Source organism: Enterobacter genomosp. S (assembly GCF_001631805.1).
Lineage (GTDB): Bacteria > Pseudomonadota > Gammaproteobacteria > Enterobacterales > Enterobacteriaceae > Enterobacter > Enterobacter quasihormaechei.
Genome location: NZ_LVVA01000001.1, coordinates 204045 through 221165, shown reverse-complemented (window position 1 = coordinate 221165; position 17121 = coordinate 204045). Strand labels below are relative to the sequence as shown.

General features: G+C 55.2%; 17 protein-coding genes. 5 read left to right on the top strand and 12 right to left on the bottom strand.

The window, feature by feature from the left end; genetic code table 11:
- The first annotated feature begins 22 nt into the window (after window positions 1-22).
- A complete protein-coding gene (gene nagK / locus A3466_RS01110; RefSeq protein ID WP_063449044.1) occupies window positions 23-934 on the top strand; it encodes an N-acetylglucosamine kinase in 912 nt (303 codons plus the stop codon).
- Between the two features lie 14 nt (window positions 935-948).
- Window positions 949-1770 (top strand): Sir2 family NAD+-dependent deacetylase, encoded by an 822-nt coding sequence (gene cobB, locus A3466_RS01105; protein ID WP_063449043.1) that lies wholly within the window; start codon window positions 949-951, stop codon window positions 1768-1770.
- A 34-nt stretch (window positions 1771-1804) separates the two neighbouring features.
- On the opposite strand, the gene potD is transcribed toward cobB, so the two are convergent.
- From potD to potA, 4 genes are read right to left on the bottom strand one after another with little or no spacing between them, the layout of a single operon-like run.
- Window positions 1805-2839, bottom strand: coding sequence for a spermidine/putrescine ABC transporter substrate-binding protein PotD (gene potD, locus A3466_RS01100; protein ID WP_063449042.1), 1035 nt, complete (start codon window positions 2837-2839; stop codon window positions 1805-1807).
- Complete coding sequence (gene potC / locus A3466_RS01095; RefSeq protein ID WP_015570805.1) at window positions 2836-3627, bottom strand: spermidine/putrescine ABC transporter permease PotC; 792 nt, start codon at window positions 3625-3627, stop codon at window positions 2836-2838. Before potC ends, potD begins: the two co-directional genes overlap by 4 nt.
- Window positions 3624-4481 (bottom strand): spermidine/putrescine ABC transporter permease PotB, encoded by an 858-nt coding sequence (gene potB, locus A3466_RS01090; RefSeq protein WP_063449041.1) that lies wholly within the window; start codon window positions 4479-4481, stop codon window positions 3624-3626. Before potB ends, potC begins: the two co-directional genes overlap by 4 nt.
- Window positions 4465-5613, bottom strand: coding sequence for a spermidine/putrescine ABC transporter ATP-binding protein PotA (potA, locus tag A3466_RS01085; RefSeq protein WP_167349521.1), 1149 nt, complete (start codon window positions 5611-5613; stop codon window positions 4465-4467). Before potA ends, potB begins: the two co-directional genes overlap by 17 nt.
- A gap of 237 nt (window positions 5614-5850) precedes the next feature.
- On the opposite strand from potA, the gene pepT reads away from it, so the two are divergent.
- Complete coding sequence (gene pepT / locus A3466_RS01075) at window positions 5851-7074, top strand: peptidase T (protein WP_063449038.1); 1224 nt, start codon at window positions 5851-5853, stop codon at window positions 7072-7074.
- Between the two features lie 94 nt (window positions 7075-7168).
- Here the strand turns inward: pepT and A3466_RS01070 are convergent, their stop codons facing one another.
- The 3 genes from A3466_RS01070 to phoP form a co-directional block, all read right to left on the bottom strand.
- A complete protein-coding gene (locus tag A3466_RS01070; protein WP_063449037.1) occupies window positions 7169-8290 on the bottom strand; it encodes a cupin domain-containing protein in 1122 nt (373 codons plus the stop codon).
- 91 nt (window positions 8291-8381) lie between these two features.
- Entirely contained in the window at window positions 8382-9845 is a 1464-nt protein-coding gene (phoQ, locus tag A3466_RS01065; RefSeq protein ID WP_063449036.1) for a two-component system sensor histidine kinase PhoQ, read from the bottom strand.
- Window positions 9846-10517 carry a two-component system response regulator PhoP gene (phoP, locus tag A3466_RS01060; protein WP_026094318.1) on the bottom strand — a complete coding sequence of 224 codons (672 nt, stop codon included), beginning with the start codon at window positions 10515-10517 and terminating at the stop codon, window positions 9846-9848.
- Window positions 10518-10928: 411 nt separating this feature from the next.
- Here phoP and A3466_RS01055 point away from each other — a divergent pair, with 411 nt between their 5' ends.
- Complete coding sequence (locus tag A3466_RS01055; RefSeq protein ID WP_167349520.1) at window positions 10929-11321, top strand: hypothetical protein; 393 nt, start codon at window positions 10929-10931, stop codon at window positions 11319-11321.
- An 86-nt stretch (window positions 11322-11407) separates the two neighbouring features.
- Here the strand turns inward: A3466_RS01055 and purB are convergent, their stop codons facing one another.
- Genes purB through rluE form a run of 5 tightly spaced genes read right to left on the bottom strand, consistent with a single transcriptional unit; the run spans window position 11408 to window position 15743 of the window.
- Window positions 11408-12778, bottom strand: coding sequence for an adenylosuccinate lyase (gene purB / locus A3466_RS01050; RefSeq protein WP_063449035.1), 1371 nt, complete (start codon window positions 12776-12778; stop codon window positions 11408-11410).
- Window positions 12779-12797: 19 nt separating this feature from the next.
- Window positions 12798-13427 carry a high frequency lysogenization protein HflD gene (gene hflD, locus A3466_RS01045; protein ID WP_006809213.1) on the bottom strand — a complete coding sequence of 210 codons (630 nt, stop codon included), beginning with the start codon at window positions 13425-13427 and terminating at the stop codon, window positions 12798-12800.
- Window positions 13428-13454: 27 nt separating this feature from the next.
- Entirely contained in the window at window positions 13455-14567 is a 1113-nt protein-coding gene (gene mnmA / locus A3466_RS01040; RefSeq protein ID WP_063449034.1) for a tRNA 2-thiouridine(34) synthase MnmA, read from the bottom strand.
- 40 nt (window positions 14568-14607) lie between these two features.
- Window positions 14608-15081: an NUDIX hydrolase gene (locus A3466_RS01035; RefSeq protein ID WP_063449033.1), complete on the bottom strand. Its 474-nt coding sequence runs from the start codon at window positions 15079-15081 to the stop codon at window positions 14608-14610.
- Complete coding sequence (rluE, locus tag A3466_RS01030; protein WP_063449032.1) at window positions 15081-15743, bottom strand: 23S rRNA pseudouridine(2457) synthase RluE; 663 nt, start codon at window positions 15741-15743, stop codon at window positions 15081-15083. Before rluE ends, A3466_RS01035 begins: the two co-directional genes overlap by 1 nt.
- Before the next feature lie 117 nt (window positions 15744-15860).
- Here rluE and icd point away from each other — a divergent pair, with 117 nt between their 5' ends.
- Window positions 15861-17111 carry an NADP-dependent isocitrate dehydrogenase gene (gene icd, locus A3466_RS01025; RefSeq protein WP_045327001.1) on the top strand — a complete coding sequence of 417 codons (1251 nt, stop codon included), beginning with the start codon at window positions 15861-15863 and terminating at the stop codon, window positions 17109-17111.
- Window positions 17112-17121: the final 10 nt, after the last annotated feature.

The window sequence follows — 17121 nt, the reverse complement described above, 5'->3', positions numbered from 1 at the left end:
GAATCAAGCAGAGGAATGCATCATGTATTACGGATTTGATATTGGCGGCACCAAGATTGCGCTCGGCGTGTTTGATAACGATCTCACACTCCAGTGGGAAACCCGCGTGCCCACGCCGCGTGAAAGTTACGATGAATTTTTAACCGCTATCGCCGCGCTGGTAGCGCAGGCGGATGAGCGGTTTGGCGTTAAGGGCAGCGTCGGCATTGGAATTCCGGGTATGCCCGAAACCGATGATGGCACGCTGTATGCCGCCAACGTGCCTGCCGCCAGCGGTAAACCGCTGCGCGCCGATCTTTCAGCCCTCCTTGAACGCGACGTGCGTTTAGATAACGATGCCAACTGCTTTGCCCTCTCTGAAGCCTGGGACGATGAATTCCGCCGCTATCCGCTGGTGATGGGGCTGATCCTCGGTACCGGCGTAGGCGGGGGGATTGTCATCAACGGCAAGCCGATTACCGGGCGCAGCTACATCACCGGGGAGTTTGGTCATATCCGTCTCCCGGTGGATGCGCTGGAGGTAGTAGGGCGCGATTTCCCGCTTTCCCGCTGCGGCTGTGGTCAGCACGGCTGCATTGAAAACTATCTGTCGGGACGGGGGTTTGCATGGCTGTATGAACACTTCTATCATCAGAAACTTGAGGCCCCCCAAATCATTACCTTGTGGGAACAAGGGGATGCGCAGGCGCGAGAGCACGTTGAACGCTATCTCGACCTGCTGGCGGTGTGTCTGGGTAACATCCTGACCATCGTCGACCCGGATCTGCTGGTGATTGGGGGAGGGCTGTCAAACTTCACTGCGATTACGGAACAGTTGTCCGGGCGTCTGCCCCGACATTTATTACCGGTCGCCCGCGTGCCGCGCATTGAGCGTGCGCGACACGGGGACGCAGGAGGCATGCGCGGAGCCGCATTCCTTCATCTCACCGATTAGTTTACGAGGTTACTATGCTGTCGCGTCGCCAGGGTCGACTCAGCCGTTTTCGCAAAAATAAACGCCGCTTACGTGAACGCCTGCGTCAGCGGATCTTTTTCAGAGACAGGATGATGCCAGAAGCGATGGATAAACCCAGAGTGGTGGTGTTGACCGGGGCGGGGATCTCCGCCGAGTCCGGTATTCAGACCTTCCGCGCGGCGGACGGGCTGTGGGAAGAACACCGAGTTGAAGATGTGGCGACGCCGGAAGGTTTCGCCCGCGATCCGGCGCTGGTTCAGGCGTTCTACAACGCCCGCCGTCGTCAGCTTCAGCAGCCGGAGATTGCGCCAAACGCGGCGCACCTGGCGCTGGCAAAGCTGGAGGAGGCGCTGGGAGATCGTTTTCTGCTGGTGACGCAAAACATCGACAATCTTCACGAAAGAGCCGGTAACCGCAACGTCATTCACATGCACGGCGAACTGCTCAAGGTGCGGTGCGCATGGAGCGGTCAGGTGCTGGACTGGAAAGAGGACGTGCTGGACGAAGACCGCTGCCACTGCTGCCAGTTTCCTTCGCGTCTGCGTCCGCACGTGGTCTGGTTTGGCGAAATGCCGCTGGGAATGGATGAGATCTACAGTGCCCTGGCCATGGCGGACGTCTTTATCGCCATTGGTACCTCAGGCCATGTCTATCCGGCGGCGGGATTTGTGCACGAAGCGCGACTGCAAGGTGCCCATACGGTGGAGCTCAATCTGGAGCCAAGCCAGGTCGGCAGCGAGTTTGAAGAGAAGCATTACGGTCTGGCAAGCGAAGTGGTGCCGGCCTTTGTGGATAAACTCCTGAAGGGGCTGTAAGGGTAACGGGCGACCTTGTGTCGCCCGTTATGCATTAACGACCTGCTTTCAGCTTCTGATAATACTCTTCATAAAGGCGGCTCGCGTCACCGACGTCGTTCTGCCATTCCCCTTTGCTGATGGTTTCAGCGTCCGGATAAAGCGATTTATCATTCGCCACTTCAGGGCTTAGCAGCTTCCGCGCGGCCAGGTTCGGCGTCGGATAGCCGATGGTTTCCGCCACCTGTTTTGCCACGTCCGGGCGCAGCAGGAAGTTAATCAGCTTCAGGGCGCCATCCACGTTTTTCGCATTAGCCGGAATTGAGAGGCTGTCCATCCAGAAGATCCCGCCTTCTTTCGGCCAGACCACCTCCAGCGGTGTCCCGGCCTGACGCGCAACGAACGCCGAGCCGTTCCAGACCATCCCAAGGTTCACTTCTCCTTCCATATACGGGTTGGCCGGGTTATCGGAGTTGAACGCCGCCACGTTTGGCATCAGCTTTTTCAGTTCGTTATACGCTGCTTCGATCTCTTTCGGATCGGTGGTGTTGCCGGAATAGCCGAGTTTACGCAGCGCAATCTGGAACACTTCACGCGCATCGTCGGTTAACAGCAGGCTGCTTTTGTATTCCGGCTTCCACAGGTCGGCCCACGAGGAAACCGTTTTTGGATCGACGGCGTCGCTGTTGACGCCAATTGCCGTCGCGCCCCAGATGTAGGGAATGGAGTAGTCGTTGTTGGGGTCGAACGGTTTGTTCAGCATCTCAGGATCTAGGTTTGAAAAATGGGTTAGCTTCGTTTTGTCGATCTTCTGGATCATGCCCTCTTTGCGCATTTTGTCGACGAAATAGGTCGACGGCACCACCAGGTCATACGCGCCATCTTTGTAGGTTTTAAGCTTGGCATACATGGTCTCATTCGACTCATAGGTGGAATAGATCACCTTGATGCCCGTCTCTTTGGTGAACTGCTCCAGCAGGCCCGGCGGCACATACTCGGTCCAGTTGTAGAAATAGAGCGTTTTACTGTCATCAGCGTGCGCGGCACCCATACCAAGCACCAGCGCCGCAGCGGCAAGCATTTTTTTCATTTCTGTGTCCCCTGAGATTTTGTTTTATCACGAGCAATAACCTGGCTGGCAATGACCAGAACCAGCGATAACACCAACAGAATAGTCGCCAGCGCGTTCACTTCGGGTGAAACACCGACTTTAACCATTGAGTAGATCTTCAACGGCAGAATTTCATAGCTCGGCCCGGTGACGAAGGAGGACACGACCACATCGTCCATCGACAGGGTAAAGCTGAGCAACCACCCGGCTGCAACGGCAGGCATCGCCAGCGGCAGGATGATTTTGCGCAGAATAGTCATCTCGCTGGCACCCAGATCTTTCGCCGCTTCCAGCATGCGCACGTCGAACCCTTTCAGACGCGCGTAGACGGTCACCACCACAAACGGCAGGCAGAAGGTGATATGCGAGAACAGCAGCGACCAGAAACCGAGCTGGACGCCCAGCAGCATAAACAGCACCAGCAGTGAAATGGCCATCACGATGTCCGGGGACATCATCACCACAAACAGCATGCCGCTGACGAACGGCTTACCGCGAAAACGGTAGCGGTACAGCGCCACGGCGGTCAGCGAGCCAATCAGCGTCGCGAAGGTGGCAGAGAACACCGCCATCGTCAGCGAGTGCTGCGCGGCCTGGAGAAGGCTGTCATTGTTCATCAGCAGGCCATACCATTTGGTGGTAAACCCTTGCCAGTTGATCCCGAAGCGTGAACTGTTAAACGAGTTCACAATCAAAATGATTATCGGAATATAGAGATACGCATAAATGGCGGTCATAAAACCGCCGCGAAGCAGTCGACCGATCATTCCAGCTCCACCTTCTTGTTCAGCAAGCGCGAGGCACGCCAGTAGACCAGCAGCATCAGCCCCATCACCACCGTCAGAGTAATGCTGGTAGCCGAGCCGAACGGCCAGTCGCGGATGTTCAGGAACTGGCTCTTGATCACGTTGCCGATCAGCAGGTTTTTCGCCCCGCCCATCAGGTCCGACACGTAGAACAGGCCCATCGCCGGCAGCATGACCAGCAGACAGCCGGCGATAATGCCCGGCATGGTCAGCGGAATAATGATGCGGATAAAGGTTTGCAGCTTGCTGGCCCCCAGGTCTCTCGCGGCTTCCAGCAGCGGTTTATCAAGCTTTTCAATGCTGGAGTAGAGCGGCATCACCATAAACGGCAGCAGGATATAGACCAGGCCGACGATCACCGCGCTCGGGGTGAACATAATGCGGATCGGCGTATCGATAATCCCCAGCCACAGCAGAAACTCGTTCAGGTAACCTTTGGTGCTGAGGAAGATCTTCAGCCCGTAGATGCGGATTAACGAGTTGGTCCAGAAGGGCACAATCAGTAAAAATAGCAGCAGCGGACGCACTTTTTGCGGCAGGCGAGCCAGGAACCACGCGAACGGATACCCCAGCACCAGACAGGCAACGGTGGCAATCAGCGCCATATTGAGCGAGTGCAGCAGCACGTCAAAGTACAGCGGATCGAGCAAGCGCGCGTAGTTGTCCAGCGTAAAGACCATCGCGACGAAGTTCGCGTCGTCGCGGGTCAGGAAGCTGGTTACGATGATCATCAGGTTGGGTAGAAAGACAAACAACACAAGCCAACCGACGATCGTGGCAATCACCACATTCTGGAACTTACTTGTGTTCTTCATCAGCCAGTACAACCTCCCAGCTTTCTACCCAGTTGATGACCATCTTCTGATCCAGCGAGTGGTCGAAGTCCGGATCGTCCTCGTTGAAGAACTCACTGACCATCACCATTTTGCCGTTTTCCAGTTCGACCACGGATTCGAGGGTCATGCCTTTATAGTTGCGCTCGCGAACGTAACCGATCAGACCTTCGGCGTCAGCCGTGTCGTGGATCTCATCGACGCGGAGATCTTCCGGGCGCAGCAGCACATTGAGCCTTTGTCCCTTTTCCACGGCAAAGTTCACCGTGATGTTGCATTCGCGGCCTTCCACGTTAGCGCGCACGCGCTGCTCGTCCAGACGCTCAATCACCGTGGCGTTGAAAATATTGATTTCACCAATGAAGCTGGCGACGAACAGGTTTTTCGGCTCTTCGTAAATTTCACGCGGCGTGCCGTCCTGCTCAATCTTGCCGTCGCGCATCACCACGATACGGTCCGACATGGTCAGGGCTTCTTCCTGATCGTGAGTAACAAACACGAACGTGATGCCGAGTTTACGCTGAAGCGCTTTCAGCTCGTTCTGCATCTGCTTGCGCAGCTTGTAGTCCAGCGCGGAGAGGGATTCATCCAGCAGGAGCAGGCGCGGTTTGTTGACCACGGCGCGGGCAATGGCCACGCGCTGCTGCTGTCCGCCGGATAGCTGATGCGGCTTTCGCTGGGCAAACTCTTCCAGCTGCACCATGCGCAGGGCTTCGGTGACGCGGGGTGGGATCTCGCTGGCCGCTGTTTTTTGCATCCGCAGGCCAAACGCCACGTTCTCAAACACGGTCATGTGCGGGAACAGGGCATAGCTCTGAAAGACGGTATTGACGTGGCGATCTTCGGCAGGAACCTGGGTAATGTCCTGATTCTCAAGATGGATGTGGCCGCTATCGACGCTTTCCAGCCCGGCGATAAGGCGCAGGACGGTGGTTTTGCCGCAGCCGGAGGGGCCAAGCAGCGTGAGAAACTCACCGTCATTGATGGTCAGATTCAGGTCGGTAATGACGTCCTTGCCATCAAAACTTTTACGAATTCGTTCCAGTTGCACCAGCGGTGAAAGGGAACGGGGTTGTGTATTCAATTTTCGCGCTGTCCCATATAGACGCCTCAGACAGCTGACTGAAGCGGGGTTTGTGTGTAACCACCTTGGTGACTCGTAATGAGGGCGGACATTCTACGGCAAACCCATTGAATCGCCAATCCTTCTCACTTATTCATAAGCTACATTTATTAACGCAGAACGATATAAACGTAAAAAGTTCTCGTTTGCGGGATAAAAGTGACCTGACGCAATATTTGCGTTTTGCTGCTTACTGATAATGTTGTCACAAAAAGTGAGGGTGACTGCATGGATAAACTACTTGAGCGTTTTTTACATTACGTTTCGCTGGATACCCAATCTAAGCCGGGGGTCCGACAGGTGCCCAGCACCGAAGGCCAGTGGAAGCTGCTCAACCTGCTAAAAGAGCAGCTTGAGGCCATGGGGCTGGTCAACGTCACGCTGAGCGAAAAAGGTACCGTGATGGGAACGCTGCCGGCCAACGTTGAGGGGGATATCCCGGCGATTGGCTTTATTTCTCATGTCGATACCTCACCAGATTTTAGCGGTAAACACGTTAATCCGCAGATTGTTGAAAACTACCGCGGCGGTGATATCGCGCTGGGGATTGGTGACGAGGTGCTGTCGCCGGTGATGTTCCCGGTGCTGCACCAGCTGCTGGGACAGACGTTAATTACCACCGATGGCAAAACCCTGCTGGGCGCCGATGACAAAGCGGGTATCGCCGAAATCATGACGGCGCTGGCGGTGCTGAAGGGACAAAATATCCCGCACGGCGATATCCGCGTCGCCTTCACGCCGGATGAAGAGGTGGGTAAGGGCGCGAAACACTTTGACGTTGAGGCGTTTAACGCTCAGTGGGCGTACACCGTCGACGGCGGCGGCGTGGGCGAACTGGAGTATGAAAACTTTAACGCGGCATCGGTGACGATCAAAATCGTTGGGAATAACGTGCACCCGGGTTCTGCGAAAGGAGTGATGGTGAACGCGCTGTCGCTGGCCGCGCGTATACATGCGGAAGTTCCCGCCGAAGAGAGCCCGGAGATGACGGAAGGGTATGAGGGTTTTTATCATCTGACCAGCATCAAGGGGACCGTGGACAGCGCGCAGATGCACTATATTGTCCGCGATTTTGACCGCAAAGCCTTTGAGGCGCGCAAACGTAAGATGATGGAGATCGCGAAAAAGGTCGGCAAGGGGCTGCATCCGGATTGCTATATTGAGCTCATCATTGAAGACAGCTATTACAATATGCGTGAGAAGGTGATGGAGCATCCGCACATTCTGGATATCGCCCGGCAGGCGATGCGCGATTGTGACATTGAGCCGGTGATGAAGCCGATCCGGGGTGGAACCGATGGTTCGCAGCTGTCGTTTATGGGCCTGCCGTGCCCGAACCTGTTTACCGGCGGGTATAACTACCACGGTAAGCATGAGTTCGTAACGCTGGAAGGGATGGAGAAAGCGGTGCAGGTGATTGTGCGCATAGCCGAGTTAACCGCGAAGCGGTAAAAAAAAAGCCCGGTGACGCTTCGCTTACCGGGCCTACAGGAACGGTTTTTGTTTACCGGGTAAGGCGTAGCCGCCACCCGGAAAACATCACACATCAGTCCTCAAAGAACCAGTACCCGCTGTTCACCAGCGCGGCCAGCATGGCGAGGAACGACGGATCGTCCAGCGCATCGCCAAAGGTATCCGCAGACAGCACCATATGGCTGGCAATCGCTTCCAGCGCCGGACGGTGCGGGGAGTCCAGACGCTCGCCGTTGACGAATACCTCTTCGCCAATGCGCAGCACGCGTAATCCGCCCAGACGAACCAGCTTAACGCCCTGCTGGAGTGCATCATAAATTTCATCCGCCTGATACGGTGGCTCTGGCGGTGCGACGTCCAGTTCATGACGCGACTGGCTGATAAACTCGCCAAACCACTGTCTGAAGTGCTCCGGTTCACCGATCAGATCCAGCATCATACCGCGCAGCTTATCCAGCTCCTCTGGCAGAATATCTGCCGGATGCTCACGCGCCGGAACGTCCGGATCGCTGTAACGGTAGCTGCCCAGCTCACGCTGTAAAACATAATCAGCAAATCCGCTGATCATCTCGCGGCCGCTTGGCGAGCGGAAACCGACCGAATAGTTCAGCGAGTTTTCCAGCGAATAGCCTTCATGCGGGAAGCCTGGCGGGATATACAGAATGTCGCCCGGCTCCAGCTCTTCATCAATGATCCCTGCAAACGGATCGACCTGAAGCAGGTCCGGGTGCGGGCAGTGCTGCTTCATTGGCACCTTTTCGCCCACGCGCCAGCGACGGCGACCGGTACCCTGAATGATAAACACGTCGTACTGATCCAGATGCGGACCCACGCCGCCACCGGGAACGGAGAAGGAGATCATCAGATCGTCCATTCGCCAGTCCGGCAGGGCACGGAAGGGGCGCATTAAGGCCGCGGTGGGTTCGTGCCAGTTATTGACCGCTTGCACCAGTAAAGACCAGTTACTTTCGCCCAGGTGATCGTAGCTTTCAAATGGACCATGGCTGACCTGCCATTTTCCGTCCTGGTGGCTCACCAGACGGCTGTCCACCTCGTTTTCCATCGCCAGACCCGCGAGTTCGTCAGGTGAAATAGGGTCGATAAAATTGCTGAACCCGCGTTTCAGAACGACCGGGCGTTTTTGCCAGTAACGTTCGATGAAATCGGGCCAGTTAAGCGTTAATTGATAATCCATATTTTTGTTTTCCGCAGGCTCTTACTGAGACGGATTATAACGGAAGCAAAGAAGCCTGGGGGCGAGATCCACGTATTTTTCACATTCCGGGTTAACTATCGTTCGATACGGGCTGTTGACGGCCAAAAATGACCTCCATACGGGCGCCGCCCAGCAAACTTTCACCGGTTTCGATCTTGCCCTCGTACTGATCGACGATTTCCCGGGCGACGGCCAGCCCCACGCCCTGGCCCGGACGCAGAGTATCGGCGCGCTGACCGCGGTCAAATACCACTTCGCGTTTATTACGGGGAATGCCGGGACCATCATCCTCAACAATAATATGCAGTTCGTTATCCGTTACCCGCGCGGACACCTCGACAAACTCCAGACAATACTTACAGGCGTTATCGAGCAGGTTTCCCATCACTTCCATGAAGTCATTCTTCTCGCCGACAAAGCTAATTTCCGGTGAGATATCCAGGCTGATATTGACCCCTTTACGCTGGTATACCTTGTTCAGCGCAGAGGTGAGGTTATCCAGCAGCGGGGCTACCGGGTGCAGCTCGCGGCTCAACAGGGCGCTTCCGGAACGCATGCTGGCGCGGTGCAGGTAATAACCAATCTGCTGTGAAATCCGGCTGATTTGCTCCAGCATCACCGGCTCGGCGTCATCCACGCTCATTTTAGAACTGCGCATTGAGCGCAGGGTGCTTTGCATCACTGCCAGCGGGGTTTTCAGGCTGTGCGTAAGATCGGTGAGCGTCGTGCGATACTTGTCGTAGCGTTCACGTTCGCTTTTCAGCAGGCGGTTGAGGTTGCGCACCAGGCTGGTCAGCTCGCGCGTGGTCTCCGGGTTCAGCTTCTCGCGGTGATGCTCCTCCAGCTCGCGCACCTCTTTGGCGAGGGACTCAATCGGACGAAGACTCCACCACGCAGCGACCCACAGGAGAGGGATCACCAGCAGCAGGTTGGCCGCCAGAACGTACACGAACCAGTTCCAGACCATATACGACCGTTTTAGCTCAACCGGTATGGTATCAATTACCACAATGGTCAGTTGAGGCATGTTCAGGGTAGCGGGATACAGGTTGATGGCCACCGAGTGGGTCATCTCCGTGTCGTCATCTTCGGCGCGGATCTCATTGAGCTTGTTCTGTAACGCCCGATCGTCTCGCAGCAGGATGCTGGTCGAGTTGAGGTCGGCTTCTATTTCATGAAATCCGTTGGTTTTCAGCCATTCCGGACGGATGCGTTTTTTCAGCCAGGGAACATCACGCTGCGCCCACAGCAATTTGCCTTTTTCATCGTAGATCAGCGCCAGCGTCGGGCTCTGCTGGTTCAGGTTTTCCGGCATCTCGACGGTGATTTGGTTGTTTTCCCATTTCGCCAGGGTATAAAACAGATTACTTTCGCCGCGAAGCAGGCGGAAGGTGGTTTTATCGAAGCTTACGCTGTACCCGACCAACGCCACCATTCCGTAGGAGAGTGACAGCACCAGCACGACGGCGGCGGTTGCCAGCAGAAAGCGAACCCGCAGCGAAAGGGGTAAAATGTGGCGCAAAATCCCTTTCATTTAGCGTAATTCGAACAGGTAGCCCTGACCGCGCACGGTGGTGATCACGTCGTGCGGGTACTGCGCCTGAATTTTTTTGCGCAGGCGGCCCATCAGCACGTCAATGGTATGGCTTTCGCGCAGCTCGGCATCCGGATAAAGCTGAAGCATCAGGGAGTCCTTGCTTACCACTTTACCGTTGTTACGGATCAGCGTTTCCATAATGGTGTATTCGAATGCGGTCAGCTTGATCACTTCATCATTAATGGAAAATTCGCGGCGGGAGAGATCCACCTGGAACGGCGGCAGAGAGATCACCTGCGACGCCAGCCCGCTGTTACGGCGCAGCAGCGCCTGCATACGTGCGGCAACCTCTTCAATATGGAAGGGTTTGGTAACGTAGTCATCCGCGCCTGCGCTCAATACTTCAACCTTGTCCTGCCAGCCTTCGCGTGCGGTCAGCACCAGCACCGGCAGCGAAACGTCATGACTACGCCAGCGGCGAATAAGGGATAATCCGTCTTCATCCGGCAGCCCTAAATCGACGATGGCGATGTCCGGCAGGTGTTCATTGAGATAATAATCGGCCTCTTTTGCGTCTTCGGCATCGTCCACCTGATGGCCCATCTCCTGAAGCTGAACTTTCAGGTGATGACGTAGCAATGCGTTATCCTCAACAACCAGTACGCGCATCATCACTTCTCCCTTTATAAATGGTATGAATAGTTTAACGCTGATTATCCAGGCTGACATCAGCGTGATGAAATTAAATGGTTTTTTCATGCCCTAAAAAAGCGCAAGTAATATAAACCGACTTCTTTTCGCAAGCTTCCGCATTCCGGATAAAACAGCCATCTGTTTATTAACTGTTGAGGGCGCGCGGCTTTATCGTCAGAACGGCATTGAGGGGGAACAAAGCCCGCGAGGTACTTAAGCTGCGCGCAAGTTTTGTAAATATTGCCCTTTTTTTTGTAAGGATGTTTTCGATCTTTCCATCTTTGTCTACGCTTATTTTATGGTGCGAAATTAGATCCACATAATATGGACCAGTAAATCAGCATTTTTACACAACTAAACAGCAATTTATCGAGTAAAGAGGCATTTATGGAATGGAAGGTTGTTGAGACTATTGCGAGCCCGGAAAGCGGTACCCTCTTTTGCAAGGTTGAAACACATTATGGCCTGAATTACATTCTGTGGCTTAAAGGGGATTATTACGTTCGTGCAGGTGAAATCATCACCACCTCAAGCCAGGGGATCCTGATTAACGACCGACGCCGAAGAGTATGGATAGCGCAGGCAATGCCCTTTACATCAATAGGTTGGATGGGTTTCAAAAAGAAAAACGCGTGTCCAGGGAACCGGCAGGAGATGGATCGCCCGTGCACCGTTGAGACGCCTTGCCAGTTCAGGCTGTGCCCGTTTGGCCTGAAACGCTATATTCCGGAAAGTTATTCCACGACGAAAAATAACAATCAGCCTGACAGCAGGCTTTAATCCCGGCAAAGCCTGTAACGGGGCATGAAAACGTTGGCACGATGTTGAAAAGCAGCCCCCTTTCCGGATGGAAAGGGGGAAGGCGATTACTTCAGCTCGTCAACCATGGTAACGGCACGGCCAATATAGTTTGCGGGGGTCATCTCTTTCAGGCGCGCTTTTTCTTCTTCTGGCAGCGCCAGACCGTCGATAAACTGCTTCATACCTTCAGCATCAACGCGTTTACCGCGGGTCAGCTCCTTGAGTTTCTCATACGGTTTTTCAATGCCGTAACGACGCATCACGGTCTGAATCGGCTCCGCCAGCACTTCCCAGTTGTGATCCAGTTCGTCCAGCAGTCGGTCACGGTTCACTTCCAGTTTGCTCACGCCTTTCAGGGTAGACTGATACGCGATCAGCGCATAGCCAATGCCCACGCCCAGGTTACGCAGCACCGTGGAGTCGGTCAGGTCGCGCTGCCAGCGGGATACCGGCAGCTTGCTCGCCATATGCTGCAACACGGCATTCGCCAGACCCAGGTTACCTTCGGAGTTTTCGAAGTCGATTGGGTTCACCTTGTGCGGCATGGTGGACGAACCGATTTCTCCGGCGATGGTCTTCTGCTTAAAGTGGTTCAGGGCGATATAACCCCAGACGTCGCGATCAAAGTCGATCAGGATGGTGTTAAAGCGCGCGATGCAGTCAAACAGCTCGGCGATGTAGTCATGCGGCTCAATCTGGGTGGTGTACGGGTTCCACTGAATGCCCAGAGAGGTCACGAACGCTTCGCTGAACTGGTGCCAGTCCACTTCCGGGTACGCGGCGATGTGGGCGTTGTAGTTACCCACCGCACCGTTAATTTTGCCGAGGATCTCAACCTGCTCCAGCTGACGATACTGGCGTTCCATGCGGTACGCCACGTTCGCCATCTCTTTACCCATGGTGGATGGGGTTGCCGGCTGGCCGTGCGTACGGGACAGCAGCGGAATGTCGCGGTATTCCACGGACAGCGCTTTCACCGCGTCGATGATTTTACGCCAGTAAGGCAGCACCACTTCTTTACGCGCGGTGGAGAGCATCAGCGCGTGAGACAGGTTGTTGATATCTTCGGACGTACAGGCGAAGTGAATAAACTCCGATACCGCATGCAGGGCCGGGACGCTTTCCACTTTCTCTTTCAGGAAGTACTCAACCGCTTTCACGTCGTGGTTAGTGGTGCGTTCAATGGTCTTAATGCGCGCGGCATCTTCTTCGCTAAACTCAGCAACGATTTTATCAAGGTAATCGTTTGCCTTTTCGTCAAAAGCAGGAACTTCCTTGATTGCTGCCTGGGCGGCCAGCTTTTGCAGCCAGCGTACTTCAACCTGAACACGGAACTTCAGCAGGCCATATTCGCTGAAGATCCCGCGCAGCGCGCTGACTTTATCGCCGTAGCGTCCATCGACAGGGGATACGGCGGTCAGTGAGGATAATTCCATAATTCGCAACTCCGGGAGGTTAACAATGAGCAAGAATTTGTTTTGCCTGAGTCGTCAGGCGATGACGAGAAAACATTAACTGTAGGCGGCCACCGCCGACCTGTTGCCATAGCACCGCGGCACGAATGCCTGCTAGCAGCGAGGCGCGAACCTTCGCCTGTACCTGTGGGCTTTGCAATACGGCAGGAGAACCCGTGACCTGAATACGTGGACCGAGCGGGCTAATCACGTCGACGTAGATGCCTGCCATCGCGCTCAGCAGGGTTTCAGACTGGAGATCAAAATGGTCGAGCTGACGCTGTAGCCCGGCGATGCGGTCACCCAGGGTATTCATTGCCCCTTTTGCCGCGTTCAGCTTACGTTCCAGTACCATCAGGCTTAAGGTATAGCGGGTCAGCTCCGCGTTCAATCCCTGACGGTTGCTGGCGTTGAGCACGCCGAGCAGGGTTTCAAGACCGAGACGAAGGTTGGTTTCACTGCCGCCAAAGACGCCCAGCGTGGAGCCCGGGTTGAGATCGATAACGCTGTTAAGTGAAACGTGCAGGGCATCGGCGTCGCAATGACCCTGATGCGCCAGCTGTTGCACCAGACGGGCTGACTGGCAAATTCCCGCCAGCGCCAGGGTGATGTCGTAGTAGTTCTTCGCCACACGGTCTCCTTTATGTGTGAAAACGGTTTAAACAGCAGGCAGCGGCAGGCGCTGTTCAATGATCCCACCGCCGAGGCAAATGTCGCCGCTGTAGAAAACAGCTGACTGGCCAGGGGTAACGGCGGAAACCGGCTCGTCGAAACGCACGTCAATGCGGTCGTCATCCAGTGCGGTCACGGTGCAAGGGATGTCCGTCTGGCGGTAGCGCGTTTTCACGGTGCAGCGCAGCGTGCCTTTCAGCGGCTCGCGATCGACCCAGTGCAGCTGCTGCGCAATAAGTCCAACGGACATCAGGCGCGGGTGGTCGTGACCCTGAGCCACCACCAGAATATTGTTCTCGACGTCTTTGTCGACCACGTACCACGGATCTTCGCTGCCGTCTTTGGTGCCGCCAATACCCAGACCTTTGCGCTGGCCGAGGGTGTGGTACATCAGTCCCTGATGCTGGCCGATTTCGTCGCCATCAACGGTGACAATTTTGCCCGGTTGTGCAGGCAGATAGCGGCCCAGGAATTCGCGGAATTTACGCTCGCCGATAAAGCAGATACCGGTGGAGTCTTTTTTCTTCGCGGTGATCAGATCCAGCTCTTCAGCAATTTTACGCACTTCCGGCTTTTCCAGCTCGCCGACCGGGAACAGGCTCTGGGCAATCTGTTCGTGGCTCAGCGTATAAAGGAAGTAGCTCTGATCTTTGTTGCCGTCCAGACCGCGCAGCAGCTGGCTTTTGCCATTCACGTCCGCGCGACGCACGTAGTGGCCGGTCGCAATGTAATCCGCGCCCAGGTCTTCAGCGGCGAATTCCAGGAAGGCTTTGAATTTGATCTCTTTGTTGCACAGGATATCCGGGTTCGGCGTGCGGCCCGCTTTGTACTCTTCAAGGAAAAGCTCAAAGACGTTGTCCCAGTATTCTGCGGCAAAGTTAACGGTGTGCAGTTCGATGCCGAGCTTATCGCATACGGCCTGCGCATCGGCGAGATCCGCAGCGGCAGTGCAGTATTCCTCGCCATCGTCTTCCTCCCAGTTCTTCATGAACAGGCCCTCCACCTTATAGCCCTGTTGCTGCAACAGGTAGGCGGAAACGGAGGAATCGACACCGCCGGACATGCCGACGATCACTTTTTTCTGGCTGTTATCTGACATGGAATACTCACGACATTGAACTTCAAGGCGGCGTATTCTATCACGCCCCCCCACCATTGACACCCTCTGTAAACGGCCAGTTAAACTCTCCGATGACATCCAGCGGCAGGCGGCCCGCAGACTGCCAGCAGCGGATGCTTTCGGCAACCAGCGGCGAGCGCAGGTTTGGCGCGGTCAGGATCTCCTCGGCAGTCACCCACAGACAGCGATCGATATCGTCGTCGTGCGGTTCAGTGGCGCACGTTTCGTTAAGCTCAACGGCGAATAAAAAGCGCAGGAAAGGCGTGCGGTCAGGCGCTATCCACTGATGCATGCGGATAAAGTGCTGCGGTTCGGCACGGATACCCGTCTCCTCCCACAGCTCGCGCTTTGCCGCCTGGAGTAAGGTTTCATTGGCTTCAAGGTGCCCGGCAGGCTGATTCCACAGCGCTTTGCCGTTGATGGTCTCTTCCACCACCAGGAATTTCCCCTGCGCGTGGACCACGCAGGCGACCGTAACATGAGGTTTAAACATCAGTTCTCCTTGGGGGTAACGTCACGCCATTCCCCGTTTGCCAGTGCGTCCAGCGTGTAGCTTCCCATCGCGTAGCGAATGAGTCGCAGGGTAGGGAATCCCACGTGTGCAGTCATGCGCCTGACCTGTCGGTTGCGGCCTTCATAAAGGGTGATTTTAAGCCAGCTGGTGGGAATGGATTTGCGCTCACGAATCGGCGGATTGCGCGGCCACAGCCACTCGGGCTCATTCACGCGCTCAATACCCGCGGGCAGGGTGGGACCGTCGTTTAACGTCACGCCGTTGCGCAGCTTTGCCAGCGAGGCGTCGTCCGGCTCGCCTTCAACCTGCACGTAGTAAATTTTTCCGGTACGTTTTCCCGGCTGAGTAAGCCTGGCCTGTAGTACGCCGTCGTTGGTGAGCACCAGCAGCCCTTCGCTGTCGCGATCCAGTCGCCCGGCCGCGTAGACACCCTGTACGGGTATAAAATCCTTCAGCGTGCTGCGCCCGGCTTCATCGGTAAACTGCGGCAAAACATCGTAGGGTTTATTGAACAGTATGACCCGCGTCGGCTGGGTTTCTGGCGTTCTTCTGGTCGCTTGTTGTGAGCTGAATCGCTCAACCCGGTGTTTTCTAAAAGAAGTTTTCTTCATGGTATTTTCAGGCTTTATCAATTGCCGCATTATAGCCTAATAACGAAGACCTTTCATGGCGTCGGACAATCAGGTACTATCGGAAGGCTCATTACAATTTATTAACATAAGATCAGTAACAACCAGAAGCGCTCGAAGGAGAGGTTAATGGAAAGCAAAGTAGTTGTTCCGGCGGAAGGTAAAAAGATCACCCTGCAAAACGGCAAGATTAACGTTCCTCACAACCCGATTATCCCGTTCATCGAAGGTGATGGTATCGGCGTAGACGTTACCCCGGCAATGCTGAAAGTGGTTGATGCCGCTGTTGAGAAAGCCTACAAAGGCGAGCGTAAAATTTCCTGGATGGAAATTTACACCGGTGAAAAATCCACTCAAGTTTATGGCCAGGACGTCTGGCTGCCAGCCGAAACGCTGGACCTGATCCGCGACTATCGCGTTGCTATCAAAGGCCCTCTGACCACGCCAGTTGGCGGCGGCATTCGCTCCCTGAACGTGGCGCTGCGTCAGGAACTGGACCTGTATGTGTGTCTGCGTCCGGTACGTTACTACCAGGGCACCCCAAGCCCGGTTAAGCACCCGGAACTGACCGACATGGTTATCTTCCGTGAAAACTCAGAAGACATCTACGCCGGTATCGAATGGAAAGCGGATTCTGCTGATGCAGAAAAAGTGATCAAATTCCTGCGCGAAGAGATGGGCGTGAAGAAAATTCGCTTCCCAGAGCATTGCGGTATCGGCATTAAGCCGTGCTCCGAAGAAGGGACCAAGCGTCTGGTGCGTGCAGCTATCGAATACGCGATCACCAACGACCGTGACTCTGTGACGCTGGTGCATAAAGGCAACATCATGAAGTTCACCGAAGGCGCGTTCAAAGACTGGGGCTACCAGCTGGCGACCGAAGAGTTCGGCGGTGAGCTGATCGACGGCGGCCCATGGCAGAAGATTAAGAACCCGAACACCGGTAAAGAGATCGTCATTAAAGATGTGATCGCCGATGCGTTCCTGCAACAGATCCTGCTGCGTCCTGCTGAGTATGACGTGATCGCCTGTATGAACCTGAACGGTGACTACATCTCTGATGCGCTGGCAGCACAGGTTGGCGGTATCGGTATCGCGCCGGGCGCGAACATCGGTGACGAGTGCGCTCTGTTCGAAGCCACTCACGGTACTGCACCGAAATACGCAGGCCAGGACAAAGTCAACCCAGGCTCTATCATTCTGTCCGCAGAGATGATGCTGCGTCATATGGAATGGTTCGAAGCCGCAGACCTGATTGTTAAAGGTATGGAAGGCGCGATTAACGCCAAAACCGTCACCTATGACTTTGAACGTCTGATGGAAGGCGCTAAACTGCTGAAATGCTCAGAGTTTGGCGACGCGATTATCGCGAACATGTAATCCATTCGCT